Genomic DNA, 15,538 nt, shown 5'->3' with positions numbered 1-15,538 from the left:
AGCAGCCAGACCAGGACCGCTCCGAATTCCGGCTGCATGATCACCCCTGGCGCGACCATGTCGGCGCCGGGTCCGGGCTCGCGTTCAGTTCTCCGGCCGCTTCGTCTTGACGTTCCATGGCCGCCTCCAACGCCTCCAGCGTCGAGGCACGGATCGTGTCCGCCAAACCGGAGTCGATCTGCCTGCGCGTCAGCGGTCGCCGGAGGTGGACCGTCCAAAGGCCGGTCCTTCCGGCCAGGTACGGCGCGGCCCAGCGTCCGGCCGGCGGCTCCCCGACCGCCGGCAATGGCTCGAATGCGTCGATCTTGTTTCCCTGTGACGTCGCGCTCATCGGATTCACCTTCGCTGCGATTGCGGCTTCTGACTCCCAGGTTGACGCCCGTGACATATCGTGGCTACACAATCACGTGGTACTTCGCGATATACCAACCGTGGAGGATCGCAAATGCCCCCCTCTGTCCCAATTGACCCCCGCCAGAGCATGCGCGCCCAACTCGCGTACACGCTGCGCCTGATGCGCGAAGCCCGGAACATGAGCCAGAACGACCTCGCGAAGGAGCTCTATACGACTCGCGAGTCCATCGCGGCCTACGAAGGCAGGCGGAACCATCCCGACGAAGACTTCTGCATGAAGCTGGACAAGTTCTTCGACACCGGCGAGATGTTCCAGGGCCTCTGGTACCACGCCCAACGAGAACACCTCAACGAGTGGTTCGAGGTGTATATCAGCCATGAAAACGAGTCGACTGAGATACGCACGTTCCAACCGCTCTACATCCCTGGCCTACTCCAGACCGAGGGCTACATGCGGGCCACCACACCCCCGGGGCGGATGGATGAGGATTTCATCGCACAGCGCCTGTCACGACGGGACATCCTTACTCGGGACAGGAATCTGCCCCACCTCTTCGTCGTCCTCGACCACGCTGCCATTCTCCGCCGGTGGCCTGACGGGAACGTTATGCGGGAGCAGCTTCAGTACCTGCTCGACGTTGGAGCGATGCCTCATATACATATACAGGCAGTCCAGATTACCGATGGGTGGCACGCTGGACTCGATGGTGCGATGGTGCTCCTCAACAAGGCTGACCAAGGCCGCGTGGGGTATGTGGAAGCACAATTCGGTGGCAGACTGATCGAAGACCCGGGCGAGATCGTTCGGCTGGCGCTTCGGTTCGACGAGATCAGATGCCATGCGCTGCCCGAAGAGGCCACCCGGGGCCTGATCCGGAAGACGATGGAGATGATGCGGGATGATTCATTGGCGTAAGAGCAGCCACAGCCAAGGCGGCCAAGGCGAGTGCGTCGAGGTCTCGACCAATACCTCCGCTCCGCTGATCCGGGATTCGAAGGACCCGGAGGGGCCGCGGCTGGCTCTCGTGCCAGGCGCGTTGGCGGTTCTGGTCGGCCAGATCAAGGCCGGGAACCTCGACCTGTAGCGCTTGTGTTGAGGACGGTGCGGGATGATTCAACGGCAGGCGACGAGCTCGAACCGTTCGAGGACCTCGATGACCGGCAGCGCGACGTCGTCCGGGCGCTCGCCGGCCTGCCCCCGGACGCGTGGGACGACGCGGTGATCGAGTCCATGCTCCAGTCATGGGGCGTCCCCGACGACCTGGCCGGCCTGCGGGGCTACCTCACCGACGCCGGGTAGCCGCCGACGCGGACACCTGCTCGAATCCCGTGATGCGGGAGTGGCGCACCTCTCTTTGAACGTGTTCAGTTCTCGGGTTTAGGCTGTTCGCACAGGCGAGGGGTGAGGCGATGAAGATCGTGATTCCCGGTGGGACCGGGCAGGTGGGCACGATTCTGGATCGCGCCCTGACGGCGGCGGGCCACGAGGTCGTGGTCGTGACCAGGAGGCCGGTGCGCGAACGCGAGGTCGGCTGGGACGGCCGGACGCTGGGCCCCTGGGCGGAGGTCATCGACGGCAGCGACGTGGTGATCAACCTGGCCGGCCGCAGCGTCAGCTGCCGTTACACGCCGGCCAACCTGCAGGCCATGATGGATTCGCGGGTGCAGTCCACCGAGGTCGTGGGTGAGGCGATCGCGGGCGCCGCGCGGCCTCCGCGGGTCTGGCTGCAGATGAGCACCGCGACCGTCTACGCCCACCGCTTCGACGCCCCCAACGACGAGGCGACCGGTGTGATCGGCGGCGCCGAACCCGGCGTCCCGGGGTACTGGGCCTACAGCGTCAAGATCGCCGAGAACTGGGAGCGGGCGCAGGAGCGGGCCGCGACCCCGTCCACCCGCAAGGTCGCCCTGCGCGCCGCCATGGTCATGAGCCCGGACCGCGGCGGCGTCTTCGACGTTCTTTTGCGGCTGGCGCGGCTCGGCCTCGGCGGACCCGTCGCGGGAGGGGCGCAGTACGTGTCCTGGATCCACGACCGGGACTTCGTCCGCGCGATCGAGTTCCTGGTCGAACGGGACGACATCGCCGGGCCGGTGAACCTCGCCGCGCCGGGCCCCCTTCCGCAGCGCGAGTTCATGCGGGCGCTGCGTGCGGCGTGGGGCGTCCCGGTGGGCCTGCCCGCGACCGCCTGGATGGCGGAACTCGGGGCGCTGGCGATGCGCTCGGACACCGAACTCCTGCTGAAAAGCCGCCGCGTCGTCCCCGGCCGCCTCCTCGAAGCGGGCTTCGCCTTCGACCATCCCCAATGGCCGTCGGCCGCCGGCGACCTCGCCGGCCGCTCGCGACGCGGCGAGCGCTTCCTCCGGGCGGCCGGGCCGGCGGGTTTCCGGGAGTCGTCCACGGGCACGTGATTGACCGTTGCCGAGACGGCTTGTGCAGGGGGGATCTGAGATGACCTCGGGGTGGTACGGATCGGGCGGCATGGACCCGTTCGAGGAGATGCTCGCCCGCTTCTTCGGGGCGCGGGCGCACCGCCGCCCGATGGAGCGGATCAGCATCGCCCGGCTGATGAGCGAGCCCGCGCGCGAGCTGGTGCGGGACGCGGCGACGCAGGCGGCGCAGTGGGGGAGCGTCGACCTGGACACCGATCACCTGCTGTGGGCGGCGACGCGGCAGCAGGGCACCCGGCACTGGCTGGAACGGGCCGGCGCCGACCCCGACAAGATCAAGAACGAGATCGAGGACGCTGCCCGGCGGGGCGAGCCGCGGGACGTGCCGCCCGAGCTGACACCGTCGGCGAAGCGCGCCCTGCTGGATTCGCATCAGGTTTCGCGCGCGTTGGGGTCGTCCTACATCGGGCCTGAGCACCTGCTTTTCGCGCTGGCCCTCGACCGCGCCTCCGGTGCCGGGCGGATCCTGGACGCCGAGCACGTGACGCCCGACACGCTGCAGTCGGCGGCGGGCGGCGGCGGCCAGCACCCTCCGGGCGGGCAGGGCGGCGGCGGGCAGGCGACCGGCACCCCGACGCTGGACGAGTTCGGCCGCGACCTGACCGCGCTGGCGCGGGAGGGCCGCATCGACCCGGTGATCGGGCGCGAGGACGAGATCGAGGAGACCGTCGAGGTCCTGTCGCGGCGCACCAAGAACAACCCGGTGCTGATCGGCGACCCGGGCGTCGGGAAGACGGCGATCGCCGAGGGGCTCGCGCAGCGGATCGTGGACGACGGCCTCCCGGAGACGCTGCGCGGCAAGCGGATCGTCCAGCTCGACCTCGGCGGCGTCGTCGCCGGAACCCGCTACCGCGGCGACTTCGAGGAGCGGCTGAAGAAGGTCGTGGACGAGATCCGCGAGCACGCCGACGAGCTGATCGTGTTCATCGACGAGATCCACACGATCGTGGGCGCGGGCGGCGGCGAGGGCGCGATGTCGGCGGGCAACATGCTGAAGCCCGCGCTGGCGCGCGGTGAGCTGCACGTGGTCGGCGCGACGACCATCGACGAGTACCGCCGCAACATCGAGAAGGACGCCGCGCTGGAACGCCGGTTCCAGCCGATCCTGGTGCCGGAGCCGAGCGTCGGCGACAGCGTCGAGATCCTGCGCGGCCTCCGCGACCGGTACGAGGCGCACCATTCGGTGCGGTTCAGCGACGAGGCGCTGATCGCGGCCGTGGACCTGTCCAACCGCTATCTGACCGACCGTTTCCTGCCGGACAAGGCGATCGACCTGATCGACCAGGCCGGCGCCAGGGTCCGGCTGCGTTCGGGGACGCGCGACGGCGGCCGCCGCGAGCTGGAGGAACGGCTCGACCGGCGGCGCCGGGAGAAGGACCAGGCCGTCGCCGACGAGGACTACGAGAAGGCGTCCGAGCTCCGCGACGAGATCGTCCGGCTGGAGAAGGACCTCGTGACGACGCGGGACGCCGGCGGGCCCACGACGGTCCCCGAGGTGACGACGGACGACATCGCCGAGGTCGTCTCCCGGATCTCCGGCGTCCCCGTCACGCAGCTCACCCAGGCCGAACGCGAGCGGCTGACCCGGCTCGAAGAGCATCTGCACGGCCGGGTGATCGGGCAGGACGACGCGGTCGCCGCGGTGGCGCGGGCCGTCCGCCGGTCCCGTGCGGGCATGGGCGACCCGGACCGCCCGATCGGCGGGTTCCTGTTCCTCGGCCCGACCGGCGTCGGCAAGACCGAGCTGGCCAAGGCGCTCGCCGAGGCGCTGTTCGGCAGCCGCGACCGCCTGGTCAGGTTCGACATGAGCGAGTTCCAGGAGCGGCACACGGTGAGCCGGCTGATGGGCGCGCCGCCCGGATACGTCGGGTACGAGGAGGCCGGGCAGCTCACCGACGCGGTCCGCAGGCAGCCGTACTCGGTGATCCTGCTGGACGAGATCGAGAAGGCGCACCAGGACGTCTTCAACGTCCTCCTGCAGCTTCTCGACGACGGCCGCCTCACCGACGCGCAGGGCCGCACCGTCGACTTCCGCAACACCGTGGTCATCATGACCAGCAACCTCGGCTCCGAGCTGATCACCGGCCGGACCGAGATCGGTTTCGGGACGCCCGGCGGGGAGGGCTCCGCGCTCAGCGACCGGATCATGCGCCGGCTGCGTGAGGCGTTCCGGCCCGAGTTCCTCAACCGGATCGACGAGATCATCGTGTTCCAGCGCCTGGAGGCGGGCCAGCTCCGCCAGATCACCGACCTTCTGCTGGACGAGACGCGCCGCCGTCTCCGCGCGCAGGATGTGGACGTCACCTTCACCACCGAGGCGGTCGACTGGCTCGCCGAGCGCGGCCACCAGCCCGAGTTCGGCGCCCGCCCGCTGCGCCGCACCATCCAGCGGGAGGTCGACGACCAGCTGTCCGACCTGCTGCTCGCCGGTGATCTGCGGCACGGCGGCCACGTCGACGTCTCCGCCGCGGACGGCGGCCTGGAGTTCCACGTCACCACCGAGGAGACGGTGTAAAGGATCACGGGGTAAAGGATCACGGGGTAAAGGATCACGGGGCCTGCGGCGGGATACAGTTCCCCTCGTGACCGCCCCCCTCACCGGCTCCCTGCGACTCCCGGACGGCACCTGGGTCCGGGGACGCGGCCTGCGCAAACCGGCGCCGGACGGCCCGGTCCCCGACTTCGGCCTCTACCTGGGCTCCCGTCGTCTCCGCCAGCGCCACGAACCGGATTTGAGCTGGTCCACCGCGTGGATCGACTGGCCCGACTTCCTGCTTCCCCGCGACCGGGACGAGGCCGTCCGGCAGGTCCGCGCGCTGCACGAGCGGGCCCGGTCCGGTGCGTCGGTCGAGGTCGCCTGCGGAGGCGGCGTCGGACGCACCGGAACGGTCATCGCCTGCCTGGCCGTCCTGTCCGGCGTGGACCCGTCCGAGGCCGTCGCCTGGGCCCGCGAACACCACCACCCCAAAGCCGTCGAAACCCCATGGCAACGCCGCTGGGTGACCGGATTCCCGGCCTGACCGGACCCGCCGGCCCGGGATCCCCCGGCCCGGGATCCGCCGGGCCGGACCCGCCGGGCGGGGTCAGTCGCCGAGGATGAGCTTCGCGGCGTGTTCGCCGATCATCATGCTCGGGGCGGCGGTGTTCCCCCCGGTGATGCTCGGCATGATCGAGGCGTCGGCGACGCGCAGGCCCTCGATGCCGCGGACGCGCAGCGCGGGATCGACCACGGCGCGTTCGTCCGCGCCCATCCGGCAGCTGCCGACCGGGTGGTAGACGGTCGTCGCCCGGTTCGGGAGTTCCTTCGCCATCGCGGCCCGGTCGGAGAAGTCCGGCCCGGGGGACAGCTCGGCGGTCACCCCGCCGGCGATGCTCTGGGCGGCCATCGTCTCGCGGACGAGTTCGATCCCGTCCAGCAGCAGCCGCGCGTCGTCGGGGTCGCTGAGGTAGCCGGGGTCGATGACCGGCGGGTCGGCCGGGTCGGCGGACGCGAGCCGCACCGTGCCGCGGCTCTTCGGGTAGATCAGCGTCGGCATGATCGTGAGGGCGGGGCGCTTGTCCACCTTGTGGCGCACCGGCGCGTCCTGGTTGGGGAACGGGTACGACCACGGCAGCGCGTGGATCTGCAGGTCGGGGAGGTCGCCGGCCTGCGGGCTGCGGACGAACCCGACCGCCTCGAACACGGTGCGCGCCACCCACGTGCCGCCGCGGGTCCACTCCTTCACCACGCCCGACGCGAAGTACGGGGCGGTGCCGCGGTTGCGCGCGGTCTTCATGATGTAGGTCATCGGCATGAACATGTGGTCGTGGAGGTTGTCGCCGACGGGCAGGTCCGCGTGGACCTCGATGCCGTGCTCCCGGAGATGACCCGCCGGTCCGACCCCGGACAGCATCAGCAGATGCGGTGAACCGAACGCGCCCGCCGCGAGGATCACCTCACGGGTCGCGTTGATCGTTCCGCGTCCCTTCCCGGTGACGACCTCGACGCCCGTGGCGCGCCCGTCGCGCACCACGACGCGTCCCACGGCGGCCTTGGTCAGGATCGTCAGGTTCGGCAGCCCGTGGTCGTCGAGATAGCCGACGGACGAGCTGTAGCGCAGCCCCTCGTGGGCGCTCTGCTGGAAGACGCCCACACCGTCCTGGACCTCGCCGTTGTAGTCGTCGTTCCGCTTCACGCCCGCCGTCTCGGCGAGCGCCTCCATGAACGCCTCGGACGCGGGAGTGACGTCCCGCTGCCGGGTCACCTGGATCGGCCCGCCCGCACCACGCAGGTCGGTCGCGCCGTCCTCCCAGTTCTCCATCCGCTTGAAACTGGGAAGGACGTCGTCGTAGCCCCAGCCGGTGCAGCCGTCCGCCGCCCAGTCGTCGTAGTTCCTGCGGTTGCCGCGCACGAACAGCAGCCCGTTGATCGATCCGGAGCCGCCCAGCACCCGGCCCCGCGTCTGCGGGATCTTCCGGTCGAGCGCGTTCGGCTGCGGGACGCTGTAGAACCCCCAGTCCAGCCGCTTCTTCAGCTGCGGGACGTTGTGGAAGACGGCGATCAGCCCCGGCTTGCGGACGAGCGCCGTCTTGTCGGGGCCACCGGCCTCCACCAGGACGACGTCCGCTCCCGACTCGGCCAGGCGCTTCGCCAGCACGCACCCCGCGCTGCCGGCCCCCACGACGACGTAATCAGCGGTCTGGTCCATGTGATCCCTCTCAGCGTCCGCCGATGGCCGGGCGACCATTCGTGAGGACCCGCGCCTGGCCCGGTCGCCCCGAACAGGCCGACGGTAGAAGCCCTCGGCGGCCCTGCCAAGGGAGGTCCCGGTGACCGGAACCGCGCAGGACTAAGGAACTCGCCGCCCTGCGCGAGCCCTGACGGGCGGCGGTCACTCGTACGGGTTCTCCGGCTTCTTGATCTTCTGCAGGGAGCGGGCGCGGAGCGTCTGCACGACCGTCCTGTCGCGGTCACCGGGGCCGGGCGGCTCCCAGACGCCCACGACCCGGACCCACGAGTCGGCGGGCGGCTGCGGGACGCCGCGAACCTCGACCGGGAACGGGACGGCGTCGCCCGCGCAGCAGGCGATCTTCATCCGGGTGATCTGCCAGCCGCCCTGTCCCTTCGCGGCGGGGGTCACGAACCCCGTCAGCCGGACGGGCACGCCCTGGAAGCTCGCGGGATCGCCGGTCTGGGCCTCGTACGCGCGGCCGATGAACTCGCCCATGGTCATCGCGACGGGCCCGCCGGTGGTGGGCAGCCTGCGGAAACCGTCGTCCGGAGGCACCGGCGGGGGCGCCGCGCGGTCGCCGCCGCGGGCTGCGGTGAACGACCCGAGCGCCGGGGGAGCGATCACGAAGATCGCCAGGACGGGCAGGCCCAGCAGCCACGCCACCCGCGGCCCCCGCGAATGATCGTGCCCGTGTTCATGGCGCCCGTGCTCATGGCTCCCGTGGGCGTCGCCGGCGTCCCGCCATTCGCGGCGCAGCCCGGCGGCGCCCAGCACCAGCAGCGCCACCGCCGCGGCTACCAGCGGATACCGGAAGGCCGGCCGGACGTAGTTGACGTACTCGCCGCTGCCCAGCGTGATCCACAAAACCGCGGCGCCGAGACCGATGAGCAGCAGGTTCTGTGCGGCCCTGCTCACGAGAGCAGCCCTCCCACCAGGACGCTGACCCCGACCGCGAGGCAGAACGTCAGCGGAACGAACCGGACCGCGAAGCGGCGCCCGAAGAAGCCCGTCTGGAGCGCGATCAGCTTCAGGTCCACCATCGGCCCCACCACGAGGAAGGTCAGCCGCGCGGTGGTCGAGAACTGCGAGAGGCTCGCCGCGACGAACGCGTCCGCCTCCGAGCAGATGGACATCAGCACCGCCAGCGTCGCCAGCAGCAGCACCGACACCACCGCATTCCCGGCGGCCGCGGACACCCACCCGGCGGGCACGATCACGTTGATGGTGGCGGCCGCGAAGGCGCCGACCACCAGGAACCCTCCGGCGTGCACGATGTCGTGCCGCATGGCCTGCCGGAACGCCTCCAGCCGCGCACCCGCCCCGTGCGCCTCCGGCCTGGACGGGATTCTGATCCATTCACCTTTGCCCAGCAGCAGCCACGTCCAGCCCGCGAGCACGGCCACCAGCAGGGACGCGACGAACCGTCCCACGACCATCTCGGGTCTGCCCGGGAAGGCGACCGCGGTGGCGACGAGCACGATCGGGTTGATCGCGGGGGCCGCGAGCAGGAAGGTCAGCGCGGCGGCGGGGACGACCCCGCGGGCCATCAGCCCCCCGGCGACCGGCACCGACGCGCATTCGCAGCCCGGCAGCACGGCGCCCATGGCGCCCGCGACCGGCACCGCCGCGCCCGGCCGGCGCGGCAGCACCCGCCGCCACAGCGACGGCGGGACGAACGCGGTGATCGCGGCCGACAGCGCGACCCCGAAGACCAGGAACGGCAGCGCCTGGACGCACACCGCGACGAAGATGGTCGTCCACGCGTCCAGGGCGCGCGCGTCGATGAGGGGCGCCACCCACGTCCGCCCGAGCACCAGCAGCGCCGTCAGCAGGCCGAACGCCCAAGCGGCACGGGTACCGGGCGCCGCGGGCTCGCGGCGCCCCCAGTCCGTGGGAGGAAGCAGATCGTCTTCGGCCGCGCGCAGGCCGACGCGGTCGCTCATGGCCGTCATCGTTGCAGAGTCCGCCGGGCGTTCGCGCCGAGATCCGGCAGGTCACCGCCCGATCAGTACGGGCCGGGTGCCGTCAGGTGTTCTGGGACGGCGTGCGGCGCCGCGGCCTGCGCCCCGGGGCGGCGCGCCCGGCGCCGGCGGACTGCCCCTTCGTGCGGGCGGCGCCCTGGCCGTTCGTGCGGGCGGCGCCCTGGCCGTTCGTGCGGGCGGCGCTCTGTCCGTTCGTGCGGGCGGTGCCCTGTCCGCCGGTGACGGCCTGAGCGTTCCTGCGGGCGGAACCGCGGCCGGAGGAATCGGCCTGGCGCGGCCTGGTGGGGCGGTTGGGGTCCGGGGCGGCGTGGGCGGGCTGCCGGGCGCCGGTGACACGGGCCAGCTCAGGGTCGCCGGCACGCGCGCGCAGGATGTGCGGGGTGATGCGGGCCTGGGCCATCAGGTCGTCCACGTCGCGCCGCTGGTCGGGCAGGACGAGGGTGACCACGGTTCCCGTGCTTCCGGCGCGGGCGGTGCGTCCGCCGCGGTGGAGGTACTCCTTGTGGTCGGCGGGCGGGTCGACGTTGACGACGAGATCGATGTCGTCGATGTGGATGCCCCGGGCCGCGACGTTGGTGGCGACCAGCACGGTGATCTCTTCGCTGCGGAAGCGCTCCAGCGCGCGGTTGCGCTGCGACTGGGTCTTGCCGCCGTGCAGCGCGGCGGCGCGGACGCCGCGGGCCGTCAGCTTACGGACGAGGCGGTCCGCGCCGTGCTTCTTGCCGACGAACATGATCACCCGGTCGTCGCGGGCCGCGATGTGCACGGTCGTCTCGTGCTTGTCGGTGTCGCTGACGTGCAGCAGGTGGTGTTCCATGGTGGTGACCGCGCCGGCCGGCGGGTCGACCGAGTGTGTGACCGGGTCGCTGAGGAACCGGCGGACGAGCTGGTCGATGTTGCGGTCGAGCGTCGCGGAGAACAGCATCCGCTGCCCGCCCTGCGGGGTCTGCTCAAGAAGCCGCGTGACCTGGGGCAGGAAGCCCATGTCGGTCATCTGGTCGGCCTCGTCCAGCACGGTGATCTGAACCTCGCTCAGCCGGCAGTCGCCGCGCTCGATCAGGTCGGCGAGCCGTCCGGGGGTGGCGACCAGGACCTCGGTGCCGCGTTTGAGGGCGTTCGCCTGCCGGGAGATCGGCAGTCCGCCGACCACGGTCGTCAGCCGCAGGCCCACGGCGTCCGCGTACGGGGTGAGCGCACCGGTGACCTGCTGGGCGAGCTCCCGCGTGGGGGCGAGGACCAGGGCCAGGGGACGGTGGGGTTCGGCGCGGCGGCCGGCGATGCGGCTGAGCAGCGCCAGCCCGAAGGCGAGGGTCTTGCCGGAGCCGGTGCGGCCCCGGCCGAGGACGTCGCGTCCGGCGAGGGCGTTCGGCAGGGCCGTGGCCTGGATGGGGAAGGGGGCCGACACGCCTTCGCGGGCCAGGGCCTCCTGGATCGGCGCCGGCATCCGCAGTTCCGCGAACGACTCGATCGGCGGCAGCGGCGGGGTGGCGGTCACCGGGAGCGCGAACTCGGCGCCGGGCCGCTGTCCCTTCGCCGGACGGTGATGACCGGCGGCGGGACGGGACCGGGAAGATCGGCCGCGGGCGGCCGGAGGGGTACTGCGGGGCAATGTGGAGCCTTCCTCGAAGCGGTGCGTGTCGAGGAAGTGCTCCGCTGCGCGGGGCTCGCGGCCTTGGAAGCGGCCTGGCGAAGGATTCTCAAGAACGAACCGGGAAACGTCGTGCGGCGTTCGCGCCGTGCGCCGTGGATAGGAGCGCCGGCCCCGGGACGAACCGCGGCAGCGTGGTGAAGCGTGGCCGCGCGGTGAACCGCGGCCGGGAAAGCGATGCCGTCAGACACCGCACACGGCGGGCGGGCCCGGAAGGGCCTGCCCGCCGTGTCGTGGTCTATCAGGCGGGGACGATGTTCTCCGCCTGCAGGCCCTTCTGGCCCTGCGTGATGTCGAACGACACCTTCTGGCCTTCCTGAAGCTCACGGAAGCCCTGGGCCGCGATGTTGGAGTAGTGAGCGAAGACGTCGGCGCCGCCGCCGTCCTGCTCGATGAAGCCGAAGCCCTTTTCGGCGTTGAACCACTTAACAGTGCCTGTGGCCATGACAGTCTCCTTCTGGGGTCGGTCCCTGTCGCACACCTTGTGCGACGGGGGACGCCGCGATGGCCCATCCGGAAGATCCAGAACAACAAAAATGCGCCTGAGGTAGAACCGGCAGGCGCACACACAATGTCTATGGGAACCGCAACTCCTCACAGACTACCACGTGGTTCGCCGGACGGAACCGGAAACCACGAATTCCGTGCCGACCGTGGGGCCGGGCTCCCCACATGGCTCAGGTGGGCGCATACTGGCAGTAATGAAACCCACAGGACCCGCCAGGCGGCGACATCTGCCCACCAGCCCCTTCAAGCCCCCGCCCGCTGCGCCACCGACGAAGGAGTTCGCCCCTCACGACCAGGTCACCCACGACAAGTACGGGCTCGGACGCGTCGTCGAGGTCGAGGACGGCCGCGCCGTCCTCGTCGACTTCGGGACGCGGAAGGTCCGGATTCTCGCCCCGTACGCGAAGCTCTTCAAACTCTGAAATCCCCACCCGGACCCGTACGAAACCCGCGCGGCCGCGCCCATGTCCGTGAAATCCGGTGAGCGCCGCCGCGCACGGAAAGTCCCCACCGCGCCGGGGCTCACGCCGGCTCGGACAGGTTTCGAACGCCGTCATCCGGCCCCGATTCGCCTCACATCTGCGTGAACCGCGGCGGCGGGCGGAGCGGGCGGACGATGTGCGCGCCGCCGGCGGCGGGATCCGCCGGGGCGGTCGCACGGTGTCCCTCGGCCAGCTCGATCAGCCGGGCCGACATGTCGGCGAACAGGAGCAGCTGGCGGGCGGTGGCCGGGCTGAACGGCTGCGCGCCCGGATGCCCCAGGACGGCGAGCACCCCGCGGGTGTCCTCGCCCGTGTCCAGCGGCAGGATCAGGATCGGCCCGGCGGGCAGGGCGCTGAGCGTCTGGTCGGCGGCGATCCGCGCGGACAGCGCCCGGCGGGAGCTGAACGCCCGGCCGAGCATCGACCGGCCGCGCCGCACCATCAGGCCGCGGATCCGGTCGCCGTCGCTGCCGACCGCGACCTCGATCCGCAGCGTGTTGCCGTCCTCGACGGGCATGGCGATGAACGCCAGCGGCACGCGCGCCATCGTGCGCGCGTGCGTCGCCAGGAGGGTCAGCAGGTCGGGCAGGCGCGTCCCGTTCAGGACCGCCGTCATCAGGTCGAACGACGCCGCGAACCGCGCGTTGTCGTCCGCGCCGCGGGTGACCCCCGGGGGCCCCCACCCGATCGGCGGCAGCTCGTCGCCGGTCATGTCGTCATTCCGTTCTCCTCCTCCGGCCGGGGGCGCCGCGGTCAGGCCGCGGCCGATCGGGTGCCGGTGCGGGGGAGCCGCGCGGCGGTGACGGAGGAGCGGATCGTGAAGACGCGGGCGAGCCCGGTGAGGCGCAGCAGCCTGGCCATCTGCGGGCGCGGGGCGGCGAGGACCACGGTGGTGCCCTTCGGCTCCGTCCGGCGGCGCGCGTCGACGAGCAGGGCCAGGCCCGACGCGTCGCAGAACGTCACGCCCGCCAGGTCGATGACGACGTAGGGCCCGGTGTCCCGCAGCGCGGTGTGCAGGCGTTCACGCAGGGACGGTGTGGACGCGATGTCGAGTTCGCCGGCGATGGCGATGACGGTATGTTCCGCGAACCGTTCTCGGCTCAGCCGGGCCTCGGGGGAGGCGGTGGCGGTGGCGGGCATGCTGGATCTCCGATCCGGAGTGTGTGAGCGCCGGTCGCGGCCGAGGCCGGTCCGGACGGTGGCACGGGCGGTCGGCCCGTGGTGAGGAGCCTGCGGCGTCGGCGCCGCGGCTCCGGAGGTCAACGTGACGGCCACTCGGCGTCACGGGCGGCATCCGCTGCGGCCCCGGCGCGGGAATCGAACGTCCGCGTCCGGACGGGCTGGTGTTGCGGCGTCATGGGCGCCGACCTGTCTGGGCCCCCGAAGGGGACCGAGTAGCTGGGAACCAGGGGGACGCGGGCTTGGTCGCTCGCATCGAGAACCCCTCGTTCGCCACGAGTCTACGCCTTCCGGGGTTCGGGCGTCGGTGCGCGCGTTCCGGCGGGACCCGTCCGGCGGCCGTGCGTCGCTCGCCGGTTTCCCGCAGGTCGTCGACGACCTGTCAGTGATCCGGCGGGGTGTCGAGGAGGCCGTGGTGGAGCGCCTTCAGGACGGCGCGGGTGCGGTCGCGGACGCCGAGCTTGGCCAGAAGGCTGGACACGTGGTTCTTCACGGTGCCCTCCGCCAGGTGCAGGGCACCGGCGATCTCGCGGTTGGCGTAGCCGCCGGCCAGCAGGCGCAGGACGTCCTGTTCCCGTTCCGTGAGCGGCTGGGGCGGGAGGTCCTGGAGGTCCTGGAGGTCGTCCGGGTCCGGCAGGTGCCCGGTGGCCCGGATCAGGCGCTCGGTCAGCGCGGGCCGGACCAGCGTGCCGCCTCGCGCGAGGGTCCGGATGGCGCCGACGACCTGGTCGAGGGTGACGTCCTTGAGCAGGTAGCCGGACGCTCCGGCGCGCAGGGCCCGCAACACGAGTTCGTCGTCGTCGAAGGTGGTCAGGACGAGGGTGGGCACGGTGATGTTCCGCTCCCGCATGGCGGTGAGCGTGGCGATGCCGTCCCGGCGCGGCATCCGCAGGTCCAGCAGGAGCACGTCCGGCGGGTCGTCGCGGAGGACGGCCAGCGCCTCGTCGCCGTCGGCGGCCTCGGCGGTGACGGTCACTTCGGGCGACAGCTCCAGCAGGTGCCGGATCCCCTGGCGCACGAGCGTCTGGTCGTCGGCGACGCACACCCGGATCACGGCGCCGGGACCCTGGCGCTGACGGTGAAACCCGACCGGGTGTCGAACGACACGACGCCGTCGAGCTGCGCGATGCGTTCGCGTACCCCGGTCAGGCCGTTGCCCAGCCGCAGGAGCGAGGCGCCGCGCCCGTCATCGCGGGCGGTGAGGACGATCTCCCCGGTGCCGGCGCGCCCGACGTCGATCCACAGGTTCTCGGCCTCCGAATGGCGGATGGTGTTCGTGACGACCTCCTGGACGCAGCGGATCAGCGCGGCCGTGCACGCCTCGTCCGGGTCGGCGGAGTCGTCGACGCTCAGGTGCACGCGCGGGGCGGGCAGGTCCGCGACGATCTCCGTGAGCGCCTGGTGCAGGGACGGCGTGCGGGCGCGCAGTTCGCCGACGGCGGTGCGGACGTCGCCGAGCAGGTCCCTGGCGAGGCCGCGGGCGCGTTCCACGTGTCGTCCGGCCGGGGGCGTGCTGTGGTGCGCCGCGACCTCCAGTTCGAGGACGAGCGCGGTGAGCTGGTGGCCGACGAGATCGTGCAGCTCGCGGGCGATGCGGAGCCGCTCGGCGGACCGGCTCGACTCGGCCAGCAGCGCGGTCGCCGCGCGGAGTTCGGTGTTGGCAACGGCGAGGCGTTCGCGCGCCGCGGCCTCCCGCTGCTCACTCCGCACGGCCCACACCGTGCAGACCTGGAGCATCGTGTAGATCATCGCGGTCAGCGTCACGTCGGTGAGGGTGCCGTCCCGGAGCAGCGGCGCCGCCGCGGCCGCCGCGCTGTTCACCCCGAGCACCGCGAGCGTGGTGCGAGGTGAGGAGAAGTGGGCCGCGACCGCGGTGACGAACACCAGCAGGATCGAGAGCCAGCCGGCGCGCGCGCCCAGCAGCACCGTCGCGGCGGCCACCGGGACGAGGGCGAACAGCAGTGCCCGCCGGCCTGCCCGCCCCGGCGCGACGTCCAGCAGCGTCAGCGTGAACAGCGCGAGGAACCCCAGGTAGGCGACCCACCACAGCCAGGCCGGCCCGAGGGTGGGGTCCCCGTCGGCGAACAGCACCGGCGATCCGACCAGCAGGCAGACGGTCAGCGCGCTCACCGCGCCCCACGCTTCGAGATGGGACCTGGCCATGCGACGAAGGGTACGGGCATCGCGCCCGGGGCGGACCGTGCCGGAAGTCATGGCCGCGGGTCA

At 71.9% G+C, this 15,538-nt stretch carries 17 protein-coding genes; 7 read left to right on the top strand and 10 right to left on the bottom strand.

Annotated elements, in window-relative coordinates; translation table 11 throughout:
• Positions 1-40 precede the first annotated feature (40 nt).
• Entirely contained in the window at positions 41-331 is a 291-nt protein-coding gene (locus tag ACGFK0_RS35220; RefSeq protein WP_392912846.1) for a hypothetical protein, read from the bottom strand.
• A gap of 114 nt (positions 332-445) precedes the next feature.
• On the opposite strand from ACGFK0_RS35220, the gene ACGFK0_RS35215 reads away from it, so the two are divergent.
• The 6 genes from ACGFK0_RS35215 to ACGFK0_RS35190 all read left to right on the top strand — a co-directional run bounded on the left by ACGFK0_RS35215 (position 446) and on the right by ACGFK0_RS35190 (position 5,822).
• On the top strand, positions 446-1,270 hold the full coding sequence (locus ACGFK0_RS35215; protein ID WP_392912845.1) for a Scr1 family TA system antitoxin-like transcriptional regulator: 825 nt from the start codon (positions 446-448) through the stop codon (positions 1,268-1,270).
• Positions 1,254-1,439 (top strand): DUF397 domain-containing protein, encoded by a 186-nt coding sequence (locus ACGFK0_RS35210; RefSeq protein WP_392912844.1) that lies wholly within the window; start codon positions 1,254-1,256, stop codon positions 1,437-1,439. Before ACGFK0_RS35215 ends, ACGFK0_RS35210 begins: the two co-directional genes overlap by 17 nt.
• Positions 1,440-1,456: 17 nt before the next feature.
• Complete coding sequence (locus ACGFK0_RS35205) at positions 1,457-1,654, top strand: hypothetical protein (RefSeq protein ID WP_392912843.1); 198 nt, start codon at positions 1,457-1,459, stop codon at positions 1,652-1,654.
• A gap of 110 nt (positions 1,655-1,764) precedes the next feature.
• Positions 1,765-2,763 (top strand): TIGR01777 family oxidoreductase, encoded by a 999-nt coding sequence (locus tag ACGFK0_RS35200; RefSeq protein WP_392912842.1) that lies wholly within the window; start codon positions 1,765-1,767, stop codon positions 2,761-2,763.
• Positions 2,764-2,803: 40 nt separating this feature from the next.
• Complete coding sequence (locus tag ACGFK0_RS35195) at positions 2,804-5,317, top strand: ATP-dependent Clp protease ATP-binding subunit (protein WP_392912841.1); 2,514 nt, start codon at positions 2,804-2,806, stop codon at positions 5,315-5,317.
• 67 nt (positions 5,318-5,384) lie between these two features.
• Positions 5,385-5,822, top strand: coding sequence for a protein-tyrosine phosphatase family protein (locus ACGFK0_RS35190; protein WP_392912840.1), 438 nt, complete (start codon positions 5,385-5,387; stop codon positions 5,820-5,822).
• Positions 5,823-5,885: 63 nt separating this feature from the next.
• Here the strand turns inward: ACGFK0_RS35190 and ACGFK0_RS35185 are convergent, their stop codons facing one another.
• From ACGFK0_RS35185 to ACGFK0_RS35165, 5 genes are all read right to left on the bottom strand, one after another.
• Positions 5,886-7,490 carry a GMC family oxidoreductase gene (locus tag ACGFK0_RS35185; protein ID WP_392912839.1) on the bottom strand — a complete coding sequence of 535 codons (1,605 nt, stop codon included), beginning with the start codon at positions 7,488-7,490 and terminating at the stop codon, positions 5,886-5,888.
• Positions 7,491-7,673: 183 nt separating this feature from the next.
• Complete coding sequence (locus tag ACGFK0_RS35180; protein WP_392912838.1) at positions 7,674-8,429, bottom strand: TIGR03943 family putative permease subunit; 756 nt, start codon at positions 8,427-8,429, stop codon at positions 7,674-7,676.
• Positions 8,426-9,466, bottom strand: a complete 1,041-nt coding sequence (locus tag ACGFK0_RS35175) for a permease (protein WP_392912837.1) — start codon at positions 9,464-9,466, stop codon at positions 8,426-8,428. The genes ACGFK0_RS35180 and ACGFK0_RS35175 overlap by 4 nt, the downstream gene beginning before the upstream one ends.
• A 73-nt stretch (positions 9,467-9,539) precedes the next feature.
• On the bottom strand, positions 9,540-11,105 hold the full coding sequence (locus ACGFK0_RS35170; protein ID WP_392912836.1) for a DEAD/DEAH box helicase: 1,566 nt from the start codon (positions 11,103-11,105) through the stop codon (positions 9,540-9,542).
• A gap of 280 nt (positions 11,106-11,385) precedes the next feature.
• On the bottom strand, positions 11,386-11,589 hold the full coding sequence (locus ACGFK0_RS35165) for a cold-shock protein (protein WP_024936225.1): 204 nt from the start codon (positions 11,587-11,589) through the stop codon (positions 11,386-11,388).
• A 256-nt stretch (positions 11,590-11,845) separates the two neighbouring features.
• Here ACGFK0_RS35165 and ACGFK0_RS35160 point away from each other — a divergent pair, with 256 nt between their 5' ends.
• The gene (locus ACGFK0_RS35160; protein ID WP_392912835.1) at positions 11,846-12,073 is read left to right on the top strand and encodes a hypothetical protein; all 228 of its coding nucleotides are present in this window, start codon (positions 11,846-11,848) and stop codon (positions 12,071-12,073) included.
• A 151-nt stretch (positions 12,074-12,224) separates the two neighbouring features.
• On the opposite strand, the gene ACGFK0_RS35155 is transcribed toward ACGFK0_RS35160, so the two are convergent.
• The 4 genes from ACGFK0_RS35155 to ACGFK0_RS35140 form a co-directional block, all read right to left on the bottom strand.
• Complete coding sequence (locus ACGFK0_RS35155) at positions 12,225-12,845, bottom strand: GAF domain-containing protein (protein WP_392912834.1); 621 nt, start codon at positions 12,843-12,845, stop codon at positions 12,225-12,227.
• A gap of 41 nt (positions 12,846-12,886) precedes the next feature.
• The gene (locus tag ACGFK0_RS35150; protein WP_392912833.1) at positions 12,887-13,273 is read right to left on the bottom strand and encodes an STAS domain-containing protein; all 387 of its coding nucleotides are present in this window, start codon (positions 13,271-13,273) and stop codon (positions 12,887-12,889) included.
• Positions 13,274-13,694: 421 nt separating this feature from the next.
• Entirely contained in the window at positions 13,695-14,366 is a 672-nt protein-coding gene (locus ACGFK0_RS35145) for a response regulator (RefSeq protein WP_392912832.1), read from the bottom strand.
• Complete coding sequence (locus tag ACGFK0_RS35140; RefSeq protein WP_392912831.1) at positions 14,363-15,475, bottom strand: sensor histidine kinase; 1,113 nt, start codon at positions 15,473-15,475, stop codon at positions 14,363-14,365. The genes ACGFK0_RS35145 and ACGFK0_RS35140 overlap by 4 nt, the downstream gene beginning before the upstream one ends.
• Positions 15,476-15,538: the final 63 nt, after the last annotated feature.

This window comes from Spirillospora sp. NPDC048823, assembly GCF_043198445.1.
Taxonomy (GTDB): domain Bacteria; phylum Actinomycetota; class Actinomycetes; order Streptosporangiales; family Streptosporangiaceae; genus Spirillospora.
The sequence above is the reverse complement of the archived record's forward strand: the minus strand, read 5'-3'. Positions and strand labels throughout refer to the sequence as shown.

Bases quoted from the DNA above. Each gene is read 5' to 3' on its own strand.
- ACGFK0_RS35160 (WP_392912835.1), top strand. From the start codon at position 11,846: ATGAAACCCACAGGACCCGCCAGGCGGCGACATCTGCCCACCAGCCCC.
- ACGFK0_RS35150 (WP_392912833.1), bottom strand. From the start codon at position 13,273: ATGCCCGCCACCGCCACCGCCTCCCCCGAGGCCCGGCTGAGCCGAGAA.
- ACGFK0_RS35140 (WP_392912831.1), bottom strand. From the start codon at position 15,475: ATGGCCAGGTCCCATCTCGAAGCGTGGGGCGCGGTGAGCGCGCTGACC.
- ACGFK0_RS35195 (WP_392912841.1), top strand. From the start codon at position 2,804: ATGACCTCGGGGTGGTACGGATCGGGCGGCATGGACCCGTTCGAGGAG.
- ACGFK0_RS35175 (WP_392912837.1), bottom strand. From the start codon at position 9,466: ATGACGGCCATGAGCGACCGCGTCGGCCTGCGCGCGGCCGAAGACGAT.
- ACGFK0_RS35200 (WP_392912842.1), top strand. From the start codon at position 1,765: ATGAAGATCGTGATTCCCGGTGGGACCGGGCAGGTGGGCACGATTCTG.
- ACGFK0_RS35155 (WP_392912834.1), bottom strand. From the start codon at position 12,845: ATGACCGGCGACGAGCTGCCGCCGATCGGGTGGGGGCCCCCGGGGGTC.
- ACGFK0_RS35210 (WP_392912844.1), top strand. From the start codon at position 1,254: ATGATTCATTGGCGTAAGAGCAGCCACAGCCAAGGCGGCCAAGGCGAG.
- ACGFK0_RS35220 (WP_392912846.1), bottom strand. From the start codon at position 331: ATGAGCGCGACGTCACAGGGAAACAAGATCGACGCATTCGAGCCATTG.
- ACGFK0_RS35215 (WP_392912845.1), top strand. From the start codon at position 446: ATGCCCCCCTCTGTCCCAATTGACCCCCGCCAGAGCATGCGCGCCCAA.
- ACGFK0_RS35185 (WP_392912839.1), bottom strand. From the start codon at position 7,490: ATGGACCAGACCGCTGATTACGTCGTCGTGGGGGCCGGCAGCGCGGGG.
- ACGFK0_RS35165 (WP_024936225.1), bottom strand. From the start codon at position 11,589: ATGGCCACAGGCACTGTTAAGTGGTTCAACGCCGAAAAGGGCTTCGGC.